Annotated in this window: 17 protein-coding genes; 8 read left to right on the forward strand and 9 right to left on the reverse strand. The window is 64.6% G+C overall.

Annotation, left to right across the window (positions count from 1 at the left end):
• The first annotated feature begins 264 nt into the window (after positions 1-264).
• The gene (locus GobsT_RS14170; RefSeq protein WP_109571098.1) at positions 265-1,014 is read left to right on the forward strand and encodes a gamma-glutamyl-gamma-aminobutyrate hydrolase family protein; all 750 of its coding nucleotides are present in this window, start codon (positions 265-267) and stop codon (positions 1,012-1,014) included.
• 134 nt (positions 1,015-1,148) lie between these two features.
• A complete protein-coding gene (locus GobsT_RS14175) occupies positions 1,149-2,021 on the forward strand; it encodes a serine hydrolase (protein ID WP_029601377.1) in 873 nt (290 codons plus the stop codon).
• Positions 2,022-2,024: 3 nt separating this feature from the next.
• On the opposite strand, the gene GobsT_RS14180 is transcribed toward GobsT_RS14175, so the two are convergent.
• Positions 2,025-3,242 carry a glycosyltransferase family 87 protein gene (locus GobsT_RS14180; protein WP_109571097.1) on the reverse strand — a complete coding sequence of 406 codons (1,218 nt, stop codon included), beginning with the start codon at positions 3,240-3,242 and terminating at the stop codon, positions 2,025-2,027.
• Between the two features lie 119 nt (positions 3,243-3,361).
• On the opposite strand from GobsT_RS14180, the gene GobsT_RS14185 reads away from it, so the two are divergent.
• The 6 genes from GobsT_RS14185 to GobsT_RS14210 all read left to right on the forward strand — a co-directional run bounded on the left by GobsT_RS14185 (position 3,362) and on the right by GobsT_RS14210 (position 8,553).
• Positions 3,362-4,513, forward strand: a complete 1,152-nt coding sequence (locus GobsT_RS14185; protein WP_010041322.1) for a Gfo/Idh/MocA family protein — start codon at positions 3,362-3,364, stop codon at positions 4,511-4,513.
• 71 nt (positions 4,514-4,584) lie between these two features.
• Positions 4,585-4,827: a hypothetical protein gene (locus tag GobsT_RS14190; protein WP_029600948.1), complete on the forward strand. Its 243-nt coding sequence runs from the start codon at positions 4,585-4,587 to the stop codon at positions 4,825-4,827.
• Positions 4,828-4,910: 83 nt separating this feature from the next.
• The gene (locus GobsT_RS14195; RefSeq protein ID WP_162542159.1) at positions 4,911-5,453 is read left to right on the forward strand and encodes a Uma2 family endonuclease; all 543 of its coding nucleotides are present in this window, start codon (positions 4,911-4,913) and stop codon (positions 5,451-5,453) included.
• Between the two features lie 96 nt (positions 5,454-5,549).
• Positions 5,550-6,890, forward strand: coding sequence for a di-heme oxidoredictase family protein (locus tag GobsT_RS14200; RefSeq protein ID WP_010041328.1), 1,341 nt, complete (start codon positions 5,550-5,552; stop codon positions 6,888-6,890).
• Positions 6,887-7,441, forward strand: coding sequence for a G/U mismatch-specific DNA glycosylase (mug, locus tag GobsT_RS14205; RefSeq protein WP_010041333.1), 555 nt, complete (start codon positions 6,887-6,889; stop codon positions 7,439-7,441). The genes GobsT_RS14200 and mug overlap by 4 nt, the downstream gene beginning before the upstream one ends.
• A 98-nt stretch (positions 7,442-7,539) precedes the next feature.
• Positions 7,540-8,553 (forward strand): TolB family protein, encoded by a 1,014-nt coding sequence (locus GobsT_RS14210; protein WP_010041336.1) that lies wholly within the window; start codon positions 7,540-7,542, stop codon positions 8,551-8,553.
• A 1-nt stretch (position 8,554) separates the two neighbouring features.
• Here GobsT_RS14210 and GobsT_RS14215 read toward each other — a convergent pair whose 3' ends face one another.
• The 8 genes from GobsT_RS14215 to GobsT_RS38745 form a co-directional block, all read right to left on the reverse strand.
• A complete protein-coding gene (locus GobsT_RS14215; protein WP_010041338.1) occupies positions 8,555-9,718 on the reverse strand; it encodes a glycosyltransferase in 1,164 nt (387 codons plus the stop codon).
• 21 nt (positions 9,719-9,739) lie between these two features.
• Positions 9,740-10,885 (reverse strand): glycosyltransferase, encoded by a 1,146-nt coding sequence (locus tag GobsT_RS14220; protein WP_010041340.1) that lies wholly within the window; start codon positions 10,883-10,885, stop codon positions 9,740-9,742.
• A 304-nt stretch (positions 10,886-11,189) separates the two neighbouring features.
• Entirely contained in the window at positions 11,190-13,208 is a 2,019-nt protein-coding gene (locus GobsT_RS37765; protein ID WP_010041342.1) for an APC family permease, read from the reverse strand.
• A gap of 176 nt (positions 13,209-13,384) precedes the next feature.
• The gene (locus tag GobsT_RS14230; protein ID WP_148087739.1) at positions 13,385-13,924 is read right to left on the reverse strand and encodes a DUF4112 domain-containing protein; all 540 of its coding nucleotides are present in this window, start codon (positions 13,922-13,924) and stop codon (positions 13,385-13,387) included.
• Positions 13,867-14,721: a sialidase family protein gene (locus tag GobsT_RS14235; protein ID WP_010041347.1), complete on the reverse strand. Its 855-nt coding sequence runs from the start codon at positions 14,719-14,721 to the stop codon at positions 13,867-13,869. The genes GobsT_RS14230 and GobsT_RS14235 overlap by 58 nt, the downstream gene beginning before the upstream one ends.
• Positions 14,722-14,811: 90 nt before the next feature.
• Positions 14,812-15,594 (reverse strand): TIGR02996 domain-containing protein, encoded by a 783-nt coding sequence (locus tag GobsT_RS14240; protein ID WP_071529291.1) that lies wholly within the window; start codon positions 15,592-15,594, stop codon positions 14,812-14,814.
• Between the two features lie 78 nt (positions 15,595-15,672).
• Positions 15,673-17,199, reverse strand: a complete 1,527-nt coding sequence (locus GobsT_RS14245; RefSeq protein ID WP_148087740.1) for a Gfo/Idh/MocA family protein — start codon at positions 17,197-17,199, stop codon at positions 15,673-15,675.
• Positions 17,196-18,308, reverse strand: coding sequence for a type II secretion system protein (locus GobsT_RS38745; RefSeq protein WP_197905115.1), 1,113 nt, complete (start codon positions 18,306-18,308; stop codon positions 17,196-17,198). Before GobsT_RS38745 ends, GobsT_RS14245 begins: the two co-directional genes overlap by 4 nt.
• Positions 18,309-18,967 lie beyond the last annotated feature (659 nt).

The raw sequence follows: 18,967 nt of genomic DNA on the forward strand, positions 1-18,967 counted from the left end.
TCCGTTCGACAAGCAGGCGCCAAGTGCGTTCACCACCCAGACACTGCGTGCAAGCTGCGAACCGCGTGCCGATGCTGCTCAGCCGGCGCGAAAGATGCTGGGTACGTGGCGACCGCTCGTCGCGGTTGTAGCGGGGCCATGTGGCCCCGGGGTGATAAAGTTCTGTGATTCAAATTCTCGACATGAAGGTTTCGTGTCGAGTACAATACTCAAATCCTCTCCACCAGAATCGCCCCATTGAGGAAGTGTCCGGGGAGCTACCGCATGTCATCGCGCCGACCCGTAATCGGGATCGCAACCCAAACCCTTCCCGCCGTACCGGGTGAGCGGCAGGCGTGTTGGCTAATGGGCCGTAGCTACATTGAGGAGTTGCGTAAGGTGGGTGCGGTACCGTGGGTCATCCCGCTGGTACCGCACGACCCCGATACGCTTCAGGAGATCTTCAACCGGCTCGACGGGGTGTTCATCACCGGCGGCGTGGACGTGGACCCGTCGCGCTACGGTGAACCGAAGACCGAGCTTTGCGGCACCACGGATACGGACCGCGACGCGGTGGAGATCGCGCTGCTCAAGCACGCTCTGGCCGCGAAACTCCCTGTTCTGGCGGTGTGCCGGGGCATTCAGATCCTGAACGTCACCTGTGGCGGTACGCTGTACCAAGATGTCCACGCGCAGGTGCCCGCCGCGCTGAAGCACGATTTCTTCCCGACCCCCGACCGCCCGAGCCGCAAGTACCTCGCGCACGACATCACGGTGAAGGCCGGGTCGCGGATGCGAAACATCCTGGGCGACGCGGTGGTGCCCGTCAACAGCATGCACCATCAAGCGATTAAAGACCTCGCCCCGCGGCTCGCGGCCACCGCCTTCGCGCCCGACGGCATCATCGAGGGTGTGGAAGGGGTTGACGACCAGTACGTTGTGGCGGTGCAGTGGCACCCAGAAGAACTGACGGAAACGCAGCCTGGGATGGCCCGGTTGTTCACCACCTTTGCACAGGCCGCCAGCGCGGCATAGTCGTCGAGAGACCGTGGGCCGCTCCGGCGGGCGGGGCGCACGAGCGGGGGCGTGTTCCATCACAGCCCCGCTCGTGCGCCCCGCCCGCCGGAGCGGCCCGCAGCACTTATTGGCATTTCAAGGAGCCTCGCACCGTGCGTTACCTCGCGCTCGTTTGCCTCGGTTTGCTTCCCCCTCACGCTTCCGCTGCCGACCTCGAAAGCCGCATCACGCCGCTCGTGAAAGAGCACAAAGGCAAGGTGGCGGTTGCGGTAAAGCACCTCAAGACGGGCGAAGAGTTCTATCTCAACGCCGACGAGCCCATGCCCACCGCGAGCCTCATCAAGTTGCCGATCATGGTCGAAGCGTACTGGCAGGCGAAGGAAGACAAAATCAAGTTCGACAAGCCGGTCACGCTCGCGAAGGGGGACAAGGTGCCCGGCAGCGGCATCCTCACGCCGCACTTCTCTGAGGGGGCCGCGTTCCCGCTGAAGGACGCGATCAGGCTCATGATCGTTTACTCCGACAACACCGCCACCAACATGGTCATCGATCAGATCGGGTTGCCGGCGACCGGCGAGCGGATGGCGCAGCTCGGGCTCAAGAACACCAAAGTGAACGCGAAGGTGTTTAAGCCAGAAACTCGTCTCAGCCAGGAGTTCGGCAAGAAGTACGGTCTCGGCAGTACGACCGCGAAAGAGGCGGTCCGGTTGCTCGAACTCATCGACGCGGGGAAGGTGGTTTCTCCGGAGGCGTGCAAGGAGATGCTCGGGCACCTGAAGGCGTGCGACGATAAGGAGAAACTGGTGCGCTTTCTGCCCGCGGGAACGGTGGTCGCGCACAAGTCCGGCTCGGTGGACGCGTCGAAGACCGACGCGGGGATCATTTATACGAAAGGCGGTCCGATCGCGGTGTGTGTGCTGACCGACGCGAACGAGGATAAGCGCTGGGCCGCCGACAACGCCGGGCAGGTGCTGATCGGAAAGGTTGCGAAAGAAGTGTTCGACCACTTCGCGGAAAAGAAGTAACGGTCACCGTTCCCGAGTGCGGGGGCATGTTGTCGCGAGCGCGAGCACCCCGAGCATTCCCCAGGTGGGGGCCAACAGGATCAGGTTCAGCGCCGGCGGTACGTTCTCGCCGGTTAGTGCGACCCACTGCGTCGCGAGCCAGCGGTCGTTCATCCAAAGAGCGGCCGCACACGCGATCAAGAACGTGCGGCGGGAACCGGTCGCGTGCCGGCCCAGTACCGCGATCGGGACCAGCATCATAGGCACCGCGTGCAACCACGTCAGCGGCGACAGCAGAAGCATCGCGGGTATCAGGATCGCGATGGTCCGATCCGGTCGGTCGGGTTGGTGCCGGGCGCGGACCAACCCGACCGCGAGCAGGAGAACAACCGCGCCCCGCGCCGCCCAGGATAGCCGAGCGGCCACATCCGGCCGGTCGGCCATTCGCTCGAGCCACGGGGAGTATTCGTTCGGGGCGCCGAACGCGCGGTGCGCGGCACCGGCGACCGACAAGTTGAAACCGTGCCCGACGAACGAGCGTGCGTTCGCCGGCGCCCGCGTCTGGACGTAATTGACCAGACTGTCAGAGCCGGTGACGACGGTCGCGGCCCCCCAACAGACGATCACAACGACGCCGGCGGTCGCGATCCCGCGCCAGGTGCGCTCACCGAACAACCCCAGCACGAGCAGGCCGGGGTACAACTTGATTGCTCCGGCCAACCCGAGCCACGCGCCAGCCGGGCCGGCGCGGTCACGGCGGAGCGCCCGCCACCCGAGCGCGATCGGCAGCAGCAGAACGAGCGACACGTTCCCCACACACAGACACGTCACCGCCCCGGGGTGGAGCAGCAGCGCGGTGACGACCAGCGCCGTCACCCGGGCCGACCAGCCCAACTCGCGGCCGACGATTACGACGCAACCGGTGCCCGCCGCAACGTTAGCTGCCGCTAACAGCAGGAACGCGATCGGGTACGGTAGTAACTCCAGCGGGGCGAGCGCGACGATGTACGGCGGCGGGTGGTCGCTCGTAACCGTGTCAGTCGCACCCGGATGCGCCCACGCCGCCGGGAGCGGGTCGTAAACCGGTGTTCCGTCCCGTAGCGCCCGGGCCGTGAGATAGTCCTGGGTGAGGTCCGACGGGACGTGCCGGTACGTGGCCGCCGACGCCAGCGCCCATACACATGCTGCGACCGCTCCCGTTACACACAGCGCCAGCCCGCGGCGCGCCGCCACCCGTTCCATCCGGCCTCACAAAATGCGGTCGCGTCGGTGCCCCGGATGGCCGAACGAATCCGCCCCCGGTATCGTTGCAGGAGCATACCACCTCAACCACACCGCCACCAACCGTGGAGACCTCTCCGATGGCCAAGAAACCGCTTCGCGTCGGCATGATCGGGTACGGGTTCATGGGCCGCGCCCACTCGAACGCGTACAAGCAGGTGGGGCAGTTCTTCCCGTCGAACTACGAAGTGGTGCTCCAGGCCGCCTGTGCCCGGAACGCCGACGAGGTCAAGAAGTTCGCGGACCAGTGGGGCTACGCGTCCACCGAAACCGACTGGCGCAAACTGATCGAGCGCAAGGACATTGATGTCATCGACATCTGCACGCCCAACAACATGCACAAGGAGATCGCCATTGCCGCCGCCGCGGCGGGCAAGGCGATCCTGTGCGAGAAGCCGCTGGCGATGAACGTCCCCGAGGGGCGCGAAATGGTGGCGGCGGTCGAGAAGGCCGGTGTGCCGAACATGGTGTGGTACAACTACCGCCGCATCCCCGCCGTTACGCTCGCCAAGAAGCTGATCGACGAGGGCCGGCTCGGCAAGATCTTCCACTACCGCGCCAAGTTCCTCCAGGACTGGACGATCAAATCGGACCTGCCGCAAGGCGGGCAGGGGCTGTGGCGCCTCGACGCCGCCGCCGCCGGCAGCGGGGTGAGCGGGGACCTGCTCGCCCACTGCATCGACACGAGCATCTGGCTGAACGGCCGGCTAGACAGCGTGTGCGCGATGACCGAAACGTTCGTGAAGGAGCGGATGCACACCCTGACCGGCAAGGTCGAGAAGGTGAGCATCGACGACGCCTGCACGTTCATGGGGCGGTACGAGAACGGGTCGCTGGCGAACTTCGAGAGCACCCGGTACGCCCGCGGGCACAAGGCGCTGTACACGTTCGAGATCAACGGCGAGGACATGTCGCTGTTCTGGGACCTGCACGACCTGCACCGGTTGCAGATCTTCGACTACAAGGTGGAGGGCAAGCTCCGCGGCTGGTCGAGCATCCACGTCACCGACAACGGCGGCGACCACCCGTACATGAAAAACTGGTGGGTGCCGGGGCTGGCGATCGGCTACGATTCGAGTTTCACGCACCAGGTGGCCGATTTCATCCAGGGGCTGGAGAGCGGCACGCCGCAAGGCCCGACGTTCAAGGACGCGCTCGAAACGCAGTGCGTGCTCGACGCCATCCTCGATTCCGCGAAGGGCCAAAAGTGGGTCGACGTGGCGAAGGCGTAGCCCTCAGCGGTTTAACGGCGGTCCCGCCGGGACCGCCGCTTCGCTCGATCGAGGCTGTTAAGGTAGCCAAGGTGGACGACCCAGTCCCTGATCCGCCGGTGCCCGCATTCGACGCGGACGGGATGATGATTCCGCCGTGGGTCAAATACCCGTCGATCCCGCGAGCTTCGATCGGCTGGCGGATGGGCGAGGGCGAGGAGTATTGGGACAACTTTCGGGTGTGGTGGGGAACTCAGCAGGTTGCGGTTCAGACGGTAATGCAGGCGACGTATCCCGAGCCGACGGGCTGGTCTGGCTTCTACGAACGGGTGTAGCGCCGAATGTGATCGTTCGCCCGATCCGAGGTTGTGTGCGACCGACGGCGGGCGGTATGCTCGCCGCGCAGGAGGAAGGAGCGATGCCCGCGACCGCGCAAGCGCTCGTAACGCTCGAAGAGTACGCCCGGTTGCCCGATCGGGACAACGGGATTGATCTCATCGCCGGACGCGTGGTTAACCGACCTTTTCACTCCGCACAACACGGGCTGGTGTGTGGGAACATTTGTGGCTTGTTGGGCGAGTACCGGCAGCGCCGCGGCACCGGCTCCGCCTCCCTGCGCTGCGGGTTGGTGATCGCCCGCGACCCCGCGACGGTGACCGGCCCGGATGCGGCGTTCTGGAGCGACCGAACCGACCTCCCGCTCGAGCACGGTTGGCCGACTCGCCCACCGGACGCGGCGTTCGAAGTCGTTGATGCCGGTGAACCGTACTCCGATGTTATGCGCCGGGTGCGGCTCTTGGTTGAGTTCGGTGTCGGTGTGCTGTGGCTGGTTGATCCGTCCCTCCGGTCTGTTGCCGAATTCCGCGGGCCGGCCGTTCGGACATTTGAAGTCTCGGACACCCTCGACGGCGGGGACGTGCTGCCCGGGTTCGCGTGCAAAGTGTCCGACCTGTTCGCCTGACGTACCGCCCTTTTCGGCGCCGCGCTGAAATGACCTTTGCGGTCCGTCGTCGTTCGGCTGACTCCACCTCTCGTGCGTCACCTTCGGGACCGACCCATGCGCAACCTGTCGCTGGCCGCACAACGCAAGCTTATCTACCTGACCGCCGCCGGCGTGGCTGCGGTGTTCGGGTACTGGTTCCTCTTCTCGGACGGGCTGCCGATCCTCTGGGGGCCGACCGCGAGGGCGTCCGAAATCGCCGAAGGGCGGGAGCTGTTCGAGCGCGAGTGGGCTCCCAACGACCCGCTCGCCCACGGCGACGGCCTCGGGCCGGTGTTCAACGCGAAGTCGTGCGCGACCTGCCATTTCCAGGGCGGGCTCGGTGGCGGCGGGAACGTCGAACACAACGCGATGAGCTTTGAGATCCACTCGCGCCCCAGCGACCCGACCTTCCGCACCGGCACGGTTCACAACTTTAGCACCAACCCTTCGCTTCGGGAAACGGAGCGGACCCTCCGCACCCTGTTCCCTGTGATTAAGGGCCGCACAATTACGAACGCGGGGCACTGCTCCACCAACATCACGATCCCCGATTTCGATCCGGTGCGCACGCAACCTGTACAGACCACCGCGCTGTTCGGGGCGGGGTGGGTCGATCTGATCTCCGACCGCGCGATCTTACGGAACGAGCGCAACCGCGGGCTCCGCGCCGCGGGTCGTGAAATGTGTCTCGAGTTCGACAACATTCCCATTGGTCGGGCACGCCGGGTATCAGGCGGGATCGGGAAATTCGGCTGGAAAGCGCAGTTCGCCACCCTGGAAGAGTTCGTGGCCGCCGCATGTGCCAACGAACTCGGCCTGGGCACGCCGCTGACCGAACAAGCGAAGCCGCTTTCCGGACCGAGCCCGTCCGTTGAGCCCGATCTCGATAAGAAGCAGCTCCGGGCGCTGGTCGCGTTCGTGAAGACCCTGTCGAAACCGGTCGAGGTCTCCGGCGAGCCGAAAGCCGAGCACGGGAAACAGGTGTTTCACACGACCGGGTGCGCCGTTTGCCACGTTCCGGACATGGGCGGGGTGAAGGGCGTGTACAGTGATTTCCTGTTGTACACCCTCGAAGACCCGCCTCCCCCGGGTGGCCGGGACGAGTACAACACCGCCCCGCCGCCCGAACTGCAACTGCCGGAACGCGCCGAGGGAGAACCGAAGTTGAACGAGTGGAAGACCCCGCCGCTGTGGGGCGTCGCGGATTCGGCGCCGTACTTCCATGACGGCGCGTCTCCGACCCTCAAGGACGCGATCCTGCGCCACCGCGGCGACGCGAAGAGCGTGAGCGAGAAGTTTAAGTCCCTTGGCACCGACGAGCAGAACGCCCTGCTCGCGTTCCTCGGCACGTTGAAGGCCCCGCCGGACGCGCCGCGGCTCCGCGACCCCTCGATCACGAAGTTGAGTCGCAAGTGAGTGGGAAGAGTAAACCACCGACCCCGGCCGAACTCCGGGCGGCCCAGAACAAAACCGTTCCCGATGTGATCGGCCCCGGTTTGAAGGTACTGTTCTGTGGCATCAACCCCGGGCTGTACACGGCCGCGATCGGGCATCACTTCGGACGGCCGGGCAACCGGTTCTGGCCGACACTTCACCGCGCGGGTTTCACGCCCCGCCTGCTCGACCCGAGCGAGGAGTTGGAACTGCTCCCGCTCGGGTACGGGATCACCAACGTGGTCGCGCGGGCCACGGTCGGTGCGGACGAACTGACCAACGACGAGTACGTGACGGGCGGTGCGGCGCTGCGCGAGAAGGTCCTCGCCTTCGCCCCCAAGTACCTCGCGGTTCTCGGCATCGGTGCGTACCGGGTCGGGTTCGCGCGGCCCAAGGCGGTCATCGGGCTTCAGCCCGAACCGATCGGCCAAACACGGGTGTGGGTGTTGCCCAACCCGAGCGGCCTCAACGCCCACTACCAAGGCGCCGATCTGGTGAAGGTGTTCCGTCAACTTCGCGGGGCTGCAGGCTGATCTCTTGCTACCGACGCGCACGTCCGGTTAACATCTCGTTCCGGTAGCGCCCGGTACCGCCGTCGCTTCCACGTCTTCCGCTCCGGGAGTTCCTCGCCATGCGGTTCACCTTCGCCGGGTTACTCTGCTCTTTGACCATCGGGGCTGCGCTCTCGACCGCCCCGGTGCCGAAAGCGGGACCGCCGCGGGGGCTGCTGGTCGTTACGAGTAACACGAACGGGAACTGGGAAATCTACCTCGTGCAGGCGAGCACCGGCGCGGCCAGACGGCTCACCGACAACACGGCGAGCGACACCGAACCGGTCTGGTCGCCCGACGGGAAGCGGATCGCGTTCACCTCGGACCGTGCCGGCGAACCGGACGTGTGGTTGATGAACGCCGATGGGACCGAGCCCGAGCAACTCACCAAGAAGTGCGGCGGCTGCACGGGCCTGCGGTGGTCGCCCGACGGGAAGCGGATCGCGTTCACCGGTCGGCAGAACGGAATCGAGCAGGTCATGGCCGTCGAGGTCGCGACCGGCAAGGTGAGCCGGCTCATCGACGGGACCGTCTTGTGCCGCCACGCCTCATGGTCGCCCGACGGGAAGAAGCTCTCGTTCGGCTATTTTCCGGGCCGCTACGCGATTTACACGGCGACCGCGGAGGGTAAAGAACTGGCCGAACTCACCGACAAGAAGGGTGGTTTGGACGCGGCGTGGTCTCCAAACGGTCAGCAGCTCGCGTTCATGACGCTGGACGCGGACCGCGACTGGCAGGTCTTCGTGATCGGCGCCGACGGCAATAACAAGAAGCAACTCACGAAGAGCGCGAACAACTACGGGGCCAGGTACCCGCTGTGGTCCCCGGACGGGAATTTCATTTCGTTCGAGGAAATTGTTGACGGTAAGCTTCAGGTCGCGGTGATGCGGGCCGACGGGAGCGACCCGAAGGTCATCACGTCGAAGCACGAGCACACGCTGACGCGGTGGTCGCCGGACGGTAAGTCGCTCAGCTACGCGCGGTCCGAGAAGGGCCAGCTACCCGCGCTGTGGGTCAGCGACCCCGACGGCGGTAACGCGAAAGAACTCCTCGGCGGCGTTGGGACGTGGGCCGCCGAGTGGAAGCCGAAGTAACTTACGCGGGGCGGCTAACGAGGTTGCGGTAGTACGCCTCGAACCGCTTGGTCATGGCCTCGCGGCTGTACTCCGCGGCCACCCGGCGCCGCGCCGCGGCGCCATATCCCGCCGCTTGCAGCGGGTTCGCGAGGAGCGCTCCGATCGCGCTGACGATTGCGGCCTCGTCCCCAGAGGGGACAAGCACGCCGCACCGGCCGTTGTCGAGCAGTTGGGCGTTCGCGCCCACGTCGGTGGCGATCACCGCGCGGCCGGCGGCCATGTACTCGAGCAGCGCGTTCGACATCCCCTCGGAGTGCGACGGCAGCACCGCGATATCGACGCCGCGGAGGAAGCCGGGCACGTCGGACACGGAGCCCCGAAGGACGAACCGGTCGCCCAGGCCCAGGTCCGCGTGAAGCCGTTCGAGTTGCGCACGCTGCTCGCCCTCCCCGGCCACCTCGAACAAGAGCTGCGGGTGCTTCGCCAGCGCCGCTTTTGCCGTGCGCATCAGCCCGTCAATGTTCTTGACGGTGCGCAGGTTGGCCACGCACCCGACCTTCACGAGCTTCTTCGAGGTGTCGGGGAGCATGAACCGCTTGAAGCGCGACGTGTCCACGCCGTTCTCCAGAACGGCGACATCGTCCGGGGCGGCCCCGTCGCGCGTGACGAGGGCTTGCTTTCCGGCGTCGGTGTTGGTGAGTGTGAGGTCCACGAACGGACGCACCAGTTTTCCGAGCAGGCGGTGGCGGCGAGTCAGCCAGTAGCCCAGATTGTTCCTGACGCGCAAAACTTTACGAATCCCACACATCTTGGCCAGCGGTGCGCCAAAGTAAGCCGAATCTGTGAAGTACACCTGAAGGATTTCCGGACGGCACTGCTGCCAGAACGTGCGGAGCCGACGTGCGGCCGCGAGCGCGTTCGCGCTGGCGAGCTTCCGCAGCCCCAGCCGCACAACCGGGCAGTCGGCCGGCTCCAAGTCGCGCGAGAGATCGTCCTCGCCGTCGAGCAGGACGAGCGTCGGCTGCACCCGCGAGCGGTCCAGCGACCGGATCAGCGCGAGCAGTTGCGTTTCGGTCCCGGCCCGACTGAGCCGGTCGATCATGAAGCACACGCGGACCGGTTCGGTCGCGGGTGCGGGTGCGGTGACGGGGAACATAAGGCGCGGTGCGAGCAGAGCGGACATCCTTGTCCTCCTCGAATCGAATCAGGCTGCAACTTCAACAGGTGTCGGGCGAAGAGTGAGGGCGCGGAGCAGGCGCAGGTAGGCGTCGGCCTGGGCCTGGAAGGTGAACAGGTCGCGCATCCGGGCGCGGCCGGCGTCACCGAACCGGGACCGCAGCGACCGGTCGCGGAGCAACTCACCAACTTTCGCGGCGATCGCGCCGGGATCGCCGGGCGGAACCAAAAAACCGTTCACGGTGTCGGCGATCGCTTCGGGCGTTCCGCCGACGGCGGTCGCGACCACCGGGACGCCGGCGGCACTGGCTTCGAGCGCGACGTTCGGCAAACCTTCGGTGAACGAGGGTAGAACAACCACGTCCGCGCCGCCGATGAGGGCGTCGAGGTCGGTCCGGAACCCCGGGAGCGCTACGCGGCCCGTGAGGTCGAGTTCGGCGATGCGACGTTCGAGTTCGCCCCGGAGCGGCCCTTCTCCGAATAAGACCACGCCGGCGTTCGGGTGCTCGCGGCAGATCGCGTGCGCCGCTTCAACGAGCACGCCGAACCCCTTCTCCGGGCTGAACCGCCCAGCGCCGAGCACCACTTGCGAAACCGGGCCGCCGGCCGGGAAGAAGCCGAGCAACCGCTCGCGGGCTTGCGGGTCCGCGTTCTCGAACGCGCCGAGCCGGGCGCTGTTGCGAATGACGCTCAGGCGATCGGCCGGCACGCGGCACCAGCGGCGAACCTTCTCCGCCTGCCCTTCGGACACGCAGATGACGTGGTCCATCAGCGGCATGTGTCGGCGGTCGATCCACTCGTAGGCTTTGACCTTTCGCGTCTCGGCGGTCCACCCGCGCGACACCGCAACGGCCGGTATCCCGACCCGCCGCGCCGCGAGCCGCCCCAGCACGTGCGCTTTGTAGCCGTGGCAGATGAGCACGTCACAGGCGGTCGTGCGAAGCAGTTCAGTCACCTCACGGACGGCCGAGAACACGCGCGGGAAGTCGGTCTTGAGTGGCGCGGCGGGGAACCCGTGTTTGCGGACCTCGTCAAGGAACGCGGTGCCGCGGCCCCCTTCAGGAAAGGTGGCAAACGTGGTGCGCACGGTATCGGGTAGTGCCAGCGCGAGCCCGAGCATCTGGCGCTCGGGGCCGCCGAAAAAGGTACTGGCGGTGAGGTGAACGAGATTCATCCCTGTGCGCATCCATGCGGCGAAGGGCAGCGGGCGTAAGACTGAAAGTGTAGGGGTTGTGCGGGCTGCCTGTCTACCCGAACTTTCTGGTTCTGTGTTTCTACGCAAGTGCCTTGGTTGTTCGTTGACGGCTCGTGCCGAGGTCTTCGTTGACGAGTGCTGGGTGGCGCAATTCCTGGCGCCACTGCGATTTCCAGAGGGTGACTGTTTCCGACAACGCGTCTGCTCGCGGCGTGCGTCGTTGACGGAATGTGACATCGGGTGAAACGCGACTTTGGCAGTCGCGCGTCACCCGACTCGGTACCTACGCCGTCCCGGCGATGATGATGAGCGGGCGTTTGCTCTCGTCGGGCTGTGCCCGGCGGATCAGGTCGCGCACCATCCACGGCACGTTGCCCTCACCGAACAGTAGGAATCCGAGCGTTCCGGACACCGGGCTGTCGTCGGTCCACCCGAAGTGGACCTCGGGCGGGCGCCCGATCTTGGCCATTTCCAGTGCGAGGGCCGCCAGGGTGTGCGCAATCGAGGCGGCGCCGGAGATCTTCACCACGTACCGGCCCTCTTCTTTTATAACCTGAAGCACCGGCTCGTTCACGAAGTCGCTGGTGTCGGCCAACTCCACCTCCACGAACACGATGATGAGGTCGCGCGGGATGCGGTGCTCGCGCCGGATTTGTCCTTCCTTGTTTGCCAAGCTGCGGCGGCCGGGGCGGTGCGGCACAAGCACCGACAGCTCCAGGTCGCGGATCGTGTCCCACATGAGCCGGCTCTCGGCGTCCGCGATCTTGAACCCGGCGAACCGCAGCTCCCGGCTCCGCGCGTACCGTGACCAGAACGAGGTCACCAGGATCGCCAGGATGAAGAAGGCCGCGATCTTGATGCCGTCTGGCTTTTCGTAGACGTTCGCGATCGTTGTGTAGATGAACACAATGGTGATAAGCACGAAGGGCCAGCATAGGCGCCGGTACCACCGGCCCTCGCGCCGGTCCCAGATGTCGATGACGCTCGCGGTGCAGGCGCTTGTGATGAGTACAAGCACCCCGGTGGCGTAGGCGGCGCTCTGTGCGTCCACGCTGGCCCGGAAGATGAGCGTGACCACCAGGTTGACGACCGTGAACAGCAGCACAAGCGGGCGCGTGGCCCGCGCCCACTCCGGCGCCATTCCGTACTTCGGCAGGTACTGCGGGACGAGGTTCAGCAGGCCGGCCATCGCGCTGGCGCCGGCGAACCACAGGATCACGACCGTCGAGAGGTCGTAGGCGGTGCCGAACCACTCGCCGAAGAACGGGAGCAGTTTGCCGTCCGGGTTCTCCCCGTGAGCCAGGTACGCCAGGGCCCGGTCCTTCGCCTTCAGCTCCTTATCGGCGACCCCGTGCCGCTCGGCGCCGTGCGCGTCCGCCTTCGTGAGGTGCTCCGGAGGTATCAGGCAGGCGACCACCAGCGAAGAGCAAATCAGGTACACGGACATGATGAGCGCGGCTGTCACCAGCAGCTTGCGCGTGTTCGCGATGCGCGCCTTCGGCTCGTTCGGGTCGTCGGTGTCGGACCCTTTGACCAGCGGCATCACCGCCACACCGGTTTCAAATCCGGAAAGGCCGAGTGCGAGCTTCGGGAAGATGAGCAGGCTGATGGCCACGACGGTGAACAGCCCGGTGCCTGCGAGCGGGCGCTCGGACTCCTTGAGGAACCACTCGCCCGCCCGAATGCGGTGGGCCAGTTGTTCGAGCCGCTCCGGGTGCTCGATCAGGTGCTCCACGCCGGCACCGACCACGGCCGCGCTGAGCACCAGGTACACGCCAACGATGACCACCGCCAGGCCGATCACCTCGCGGAACCCGCGGAGAAAGAACGCGCCCAACAGTACGAGCATGAACGACGTGACGTAGATCGTCTGACGTGTTTTCTCGGCGTCGTCGTCGACGGACAGCGGCCAGTGCGGGTTGGTGATCAGGTGGACCGCGGCGTCCGCAGCGGACAGCGTTTTGGTGATGACGAAGTCGGTGGCGGCGAAGCCGAGGAGCGTGAGGACGAGAATCTTCCCGCCCCACCCAGAAACCAGCTTCGCGAGCATCCCGATGGAGCCCTGGCCGGTGTGCGACCGCCCGCACACATACCAGTACACCGGCAGCGCGCCAAACAGAGTGACAAGTACCAGGACGATCGTCGCGAGGGGCGCAAGCAGCCCGGCGTTCTCGTAGGCGATCGAGGGCTGGTAGCCGAGGGTGGAGAAGTAGTCGACGCCGGTCAAGCACATCACCCACAGCCAGAACGACTGATGGTGGCCCTTGCCCGGCTCCGCGTGGGCGCCCGGTTGGTCGCTCATTTTACGAGGGAGTGGACCGCGCGCGGAACCGCGCGACAGGCGCGGCGGGCGGGCGGCGAGAGGCGGTTACAGGTGACGAGCACCGCCCCAAAACCGCTCGGTATTATAGGGAAAATTTGTGTCGCGGCGCCCATGACGGCGGAGAACGCGCCGCCCGCGGGTCCGCGGGTGGGGGCCTAGAGCGCGTTCCAGAGGGCTTTTAGCGCGAACACTGTGCCCACGATCCCGCCCCCCACGATCAGGGCGAACACGGTGAACGCCCCGATCAGCTTGAGCCAACTGCCGCGTGTGGCGGCGCCGCGGTTCTCGACTGCCTCCACCACCAACCGGGCGTTCTTGGCGTTCGCTTTGTACAGCACGTCGAGAAAATCCCCGATGAACGGCACGATGCCGAGCGCCGCATCGATCAGCAAATTCATCAGCATCCGGGCAATAATGACGGTCGGTACGTTGAGCCGTGCGGCGGCGCGGAGGATGTACGCCCCCACCGCGGCGCTGCCGATGTCACCCACGCCGGGGATCAGCCCGAGTAGCGCATCGAGCCCGACCTTCACGTTCGTGTTCGGAACGGTAACGGCCTCGTCCATCACCTTCGCGATCCCGCGGAGGATCACCAACTCGGCCTCCACCTCGCGGGACGGCAGGATGCGGACGGTGGTTAACTCCGGAGCTTCTTCGGGTCGACGCTCTGGTGCTTGATGTGTGTTCGTTTCCACGTGTATGTGATCTCCAGCGTACCGGCCGATGACTCGATGATGGCCGGGTACGAGAACTCTCCGGGTTCGGTTTCGAGGTCCGCGACCTTCTTCCAGGTCTTGCCGTCGTCGGTCGAGCGGGCGAGGCTGATGGGTGTACGGAGCACCGAGGTTGGGTTGTAGATCAGGAACACATCGCCCTCTTTAGTCCGCACACAGTCGATACCGGAACTCGGGTTGGCGAGCGAGGTTTCTTCGGCCGGCGAGAAGGTCTCGCCGCCGTCCTTCGATTCCGACCGGCAGACGGTGAGCGGGTTCCGCGACCGCATCAACACTACGATCTTCCCGTCCTTCGCTTCAAAGAGTGCGGGCTGGATCTGGTTGAACTTCTCCGGCACCGGGAACGGGTTCGAGCGCTTCCAGGTTTTGCCCTCATCGGTGGAACGGTCCACGAACGGAACCCAGTTCCGGTAGCTCTCCCAGGAGGTCCCAGCGAGAATCGTGCCGTTCGCGAGTTGAATCGGCTTCGCCCGCACCGGCCCCATGAACGTACTCGGCATCATTTCCGGCTTCGTCCACGTCTTGCCGTTGTCGGCGGATGTGCGGACGTATCCGGTCCAGTTGTCGGGCTTCGGTCCGGCCTTGTACCAGAGGAACAGCGTTCCTTTTGCAGACTTGAACAGCACCGGATTCCAGCACGGTTGACCGGGCTCGGTGCCGAACACCTTCGGCTCGGACCATTTCTTGCCGTCAAAAGTGCTGGCCCAGATCTCAACGTCCTTGGCGCCTTCGGCCTTGCCGCCGAACCAAGTGGCCATGAGCTTACCCTGCTCGTGCTCCACAAGGCTGGAGGCGTGGCAGGAGGGAAAGGGGGCTTTCTCGAAGATGAACATGGGAGATTGCGGGGGTTAGGTGTTGAAAGCTGCTGTGGATTGTGTCGTTGCGCACCAAAGATACCAACCTGCTGGCGAACGGCGTTGGAGGTACGTAGCGAACAGTTCGCCCGTAAGGGCTTGTGCTTGGTCGCGGGTTAGATCACCGGCAAGAACCACCTCCTGCCCTGATAACGCTTCGAGGAAGCTGCTTTCCGTCAAAGGTACGCCCATTGCCAAGAACACCCTATTCAGCACCGCTCGAATCTCATTCTCAAGTTCGGTACGCGGTGACTGCGCAAGGTGCGATCTGGGGGCAGCGCACTGAACACATATTCGGAAGCTGTTTTCTACCAGCGCAGGGTAGCGCGTAGCCGCAAGAATTCGAACTCGCGCATTCGATTCGCCAGGTGAGAGCTTGTACGCGGAGTAAGCCATCTCAAAGGGCACACAGGCATAAACCGTAGTGGGAGAGGCTTCCAGTGCGGCCTTAGCTTCGCCCAAACCGCACCCCGTAATTTCGCGACACCATTTGACGGTTTTGACGAGATCGCTGAACTGGTTCAACATCAGCGCGAATCGCGAGGCGCTTGCGAACCGCCACCATGCCGGCAGCTCCTGCGCGAGCGCCACTATTCTGGGGCCGCTCGGATGATTTGCTGCATCACCCTCGCTGCTTGCGACTGCTTGAACGAGCCGCAAATACTCGGCTTTTCGGGGGGCGTTGTGTTCATCGAGCCAGTCGGCGTACACCAGCCGCACGGTGTCGTCGGCGGGGTTCGTTTTCAGCGCTTCGAGGAACGCCGCTTCGTCGGACATCAGGGCACGCGGAGGTTGTAGGGTCGCACTCTCCACATGGAGAAGGCGAGGAGCAGACGCCGCACCTGCGCGGATGGTTCACCCGCTCACGATCTGCTCTTTCTTCGCGTCCCACACCACCTTCTTCCCGGTGCGGTACGAGATGTTCGCGAGGTGCGCCGCGGTGATGACCTTGTGCCCCAGCTCGATCGGCGAACTCGGGTCCTTGTTGTCCTTCACCGCGTTCAGCCAGTTGCGGACGTGCAGCGGCGTTTCGTTCTCCACCTTCCACTCGGCCTTGGGCTTCATCGTGGGCACGAACTTGTCGATGGTGTCGAACAACTTGATAGCGCCGCCCGCGTCCGCATCGCAGTGGAGCGTTTGCTTGGTGCCGTAGAACGTCGCGCCCACGCCGTCGTAACCGTTCACGAACTCCACCGCGAACGTCGCCACGAACTTGCCGTAGTCCCACACACCGTGAACCACGTCCGGCGTTTCCCAGTGTTTGAAGTGGTACGTGCCTCCGTTCGCGGTCACGCTCACGGGCGCGTCCACGCCGCCGAGCCACTGGACGATGTCGAGCTGGTGCGCGCCGATGTCGGTGAGCAACCCGCCCGCGTAGTCCCAGTACCACCGCCACGCCCAGTAGCGGACCGGGTCGAACGCGACCTTCTTGGCGGTGCCCAGGAACGCCGCCCAGTTCACGCCTCGAATCTGCTCGGCGTCGAAGGTCTTCGGCGGGGCGAACGGGTCGCGCTTGAGCCAGTTGCGGCAGTCCCAGACCTTCACCCACACGAGGTCGCCGAAGTCTTTTGAGTTGATGGCCTCCTTGCACCGCACCCAGTGCTCACCGCTGTGGCGCTGGTTACCGACCTGCACCACCTTCTTCGCCTTGCGCACCGCCGCCACCATCTCCTTGCCCTGCTCGATGGTGTGGCTGAGCGGCTTCTCGCAGTAGGCGTGCTTGTCCGCGGCCATCGCGGCGACGAGTTGCTCCTTGTGGTGGTGGTCCGGCGTCGCGATGATGACCGCGTCCAGCCCCTTGTGCTCGAGCAGTTTGCGGTAGTCGTCGTACACTTCGGGCTTCGCGCCCCTCACTTTTGCCAACTCGCCGGTGATGAACTCGTGCCGGAACTTCGCCACGTCCGCGACCGCGACGACGTGGTGGCCCGCCTTCACGCACTCGGTCGCGATGGTGCGGCCGCGGTTGCCGCTGCCGATGAGGCCGATGCTGAGCTTCTCGTTCGCCCCTCGGGCCTGAATAGCGGGAGCACCCAGCGCGAGAGCAGAAGCGGCAGAACCCGCGATGAAAGCACGGCGGTCGGGAGAGGACATTTGCAGCAACTCCACAGGAGATGAGGGCGCGAAAGAAGAATACCCGACCGCGACGGCCGGGTGAAGGGCGTCGGAGGTGGATGTGAGCGATTTGCTCTTCAGGTCGCGTGCGACCGCGTTACAGCCGGCTTTGAAGGTTTCGGCCGATTCGATCTTGGCGTTGTTGCGTGTCGATAATTCCTCGGTCAGCTTGACCTCCTCTTGCTTGCCGTCGAATCCCTTTTGTTTGCGCTTGACGGTCACTTCCGACGCCCGGACCTCGGTCTTGTACCACACACTATTTGGGCTCACCACTCCCTCCCGATGGCTTCATGAGCCAACCCGTTCAATGTGGCCTGACTGTAGAGGCATGTGTGCCGCGAAGCGCAATGCCGCGGGGGGCGGGGCGCCGCCAATCGCAGCGGCAGGATTGCACCGGCCATCAAAGCGACGAGTACGCCGACGATGGCAACCGCTACGAGCAGTTCCAGTAACGTGAATCCGGAACGGCCGACGCCCGCGTTCGAGCGCCGTGCGCGGCTGCGGAAGTACCGCACAGCGAGAGCGAGGCACATGCCCAAGCCTGCTGTCACACCAAGAAACCGGAGTAGGGCCTTCAACCGGCGCGGGCGAGACGCGAGGTCGGACAACTCCGGCACGCCGAACTGCTCGAGGCGGAAACTCGATGGGTCCGGGGGCAACTTCGCGTATTCGACGATCTCGACCCGACGGGTAACGACCGGTTTGCCCCCCGTTTGAGGGCCGACAAACTCTTGCACGATTTGTCTCGGCACAAACTTGTTGACGTTGTCAATCTCGTCGCCGATAAGGGTCGCGCTTCGGACCGCCCCGTTCGACAGGTGGTCGCGGTACTTAAAGCAGACGAGGCTGTTCGGACTAAAGTAGAACTCGGATCGGACACCGAACGGGGGTTCTGTCTTCGGCGTCGGTTGGGGGAATCTAGCGTCGACCCGTATAGCCGCCTTACCGTCTTCCACACAATCTGTAATGGACTTTACCGAGAAGGACCACGTGCTGCCGTCCGGCTCCTTTACCTCGGTGAACAGCGAATAGTAATCGACTTGCCAGTATGCGAGGCCGAACCCAAGCCCGCTGTTGAAGTCGTACCCCGTGAACTTGTACCGCGGCGTTGCAATGATCTGCTCTTGCAATGACTGGGGGAAGAGTTGTGATTTGGTAACACGGAGCGACTGGCCCTGGTCCGCGACAAGCTGGTATTCGGCGTCACCCCGAATGATGGAGTGAGTGGTCCGCTGCAACACTTCGTTGTCGACGGTTAAGAGGGAACTCTGATCATCACCCAGGTAAAGGGTGCGGACGGTCCCGCTTGACTGGCCCGACAGGTCGTAACTTTGGATCACGGTGGAAATACGAATGTTCCGATACATGGCGTCGTGCAACTTGGAGCCGGCAGCTCTGAGATCCTTTAGAAACGTGTCAGTCCTCGCGGCGCCGGCTGCAGGCTGAGCCGCACACGGCCACGCCCAATACGAGACAACCGCGACAGCCACAGCGTAGAGGCTAAGTCGAGCGTGATTGTGTACAATGTTGTGCGTTGTTGGTTTTATTTTTGTATGCATTATCGCCTTCGGTCGGGGTAGGTGAGTTCGCAGTTGACTCGTTCGGCGAATCGCTCCGGTTGTGTTTGGAAGTCGCGATAGATTGATACTGCCCGCAATTCGCCAAGTGGGATGGCGATGGACAACTCACTGGTGGCCGCGCACGATCGCTCGGCCGTAGCTCCGATAACTCTGACCGTTCAGTCGGATCTGTCGTAGGCCATTGTCTCATTTTCGCCTTCTCGGCTCGGACGGCACCATAATCGAGCCCCCGGGGATCACAACCGGGTCGTCGCCGCTCGACACCGCCAGTACCGTGTCCGACGACTCGTCCCTGAGCGTCCAGGCACTTGCGAACGAGTTGGCGCCGTGTGCGGCAAGATCTACCACACCGACGGGATGTCGTGCGGCGTCTCTTTGCTGCCGGCTGTACCTGTTACGCCAGAAGGTGGAATGATATTTCGGAAAATACAGCGTAATAATTATGTCATTGCAAGCGT

It is taken from the genome of Gemmata obscuriglobus, assembly GCF_008065095.1.
In the GTDB taxonomy this organism is placed as follows: domain Bacteria; phylum Planctomycetota; class Planctomycetia; order Gemmatales; family Gemmataceae; genus Gemmata; species Gemmata obscuriglobus.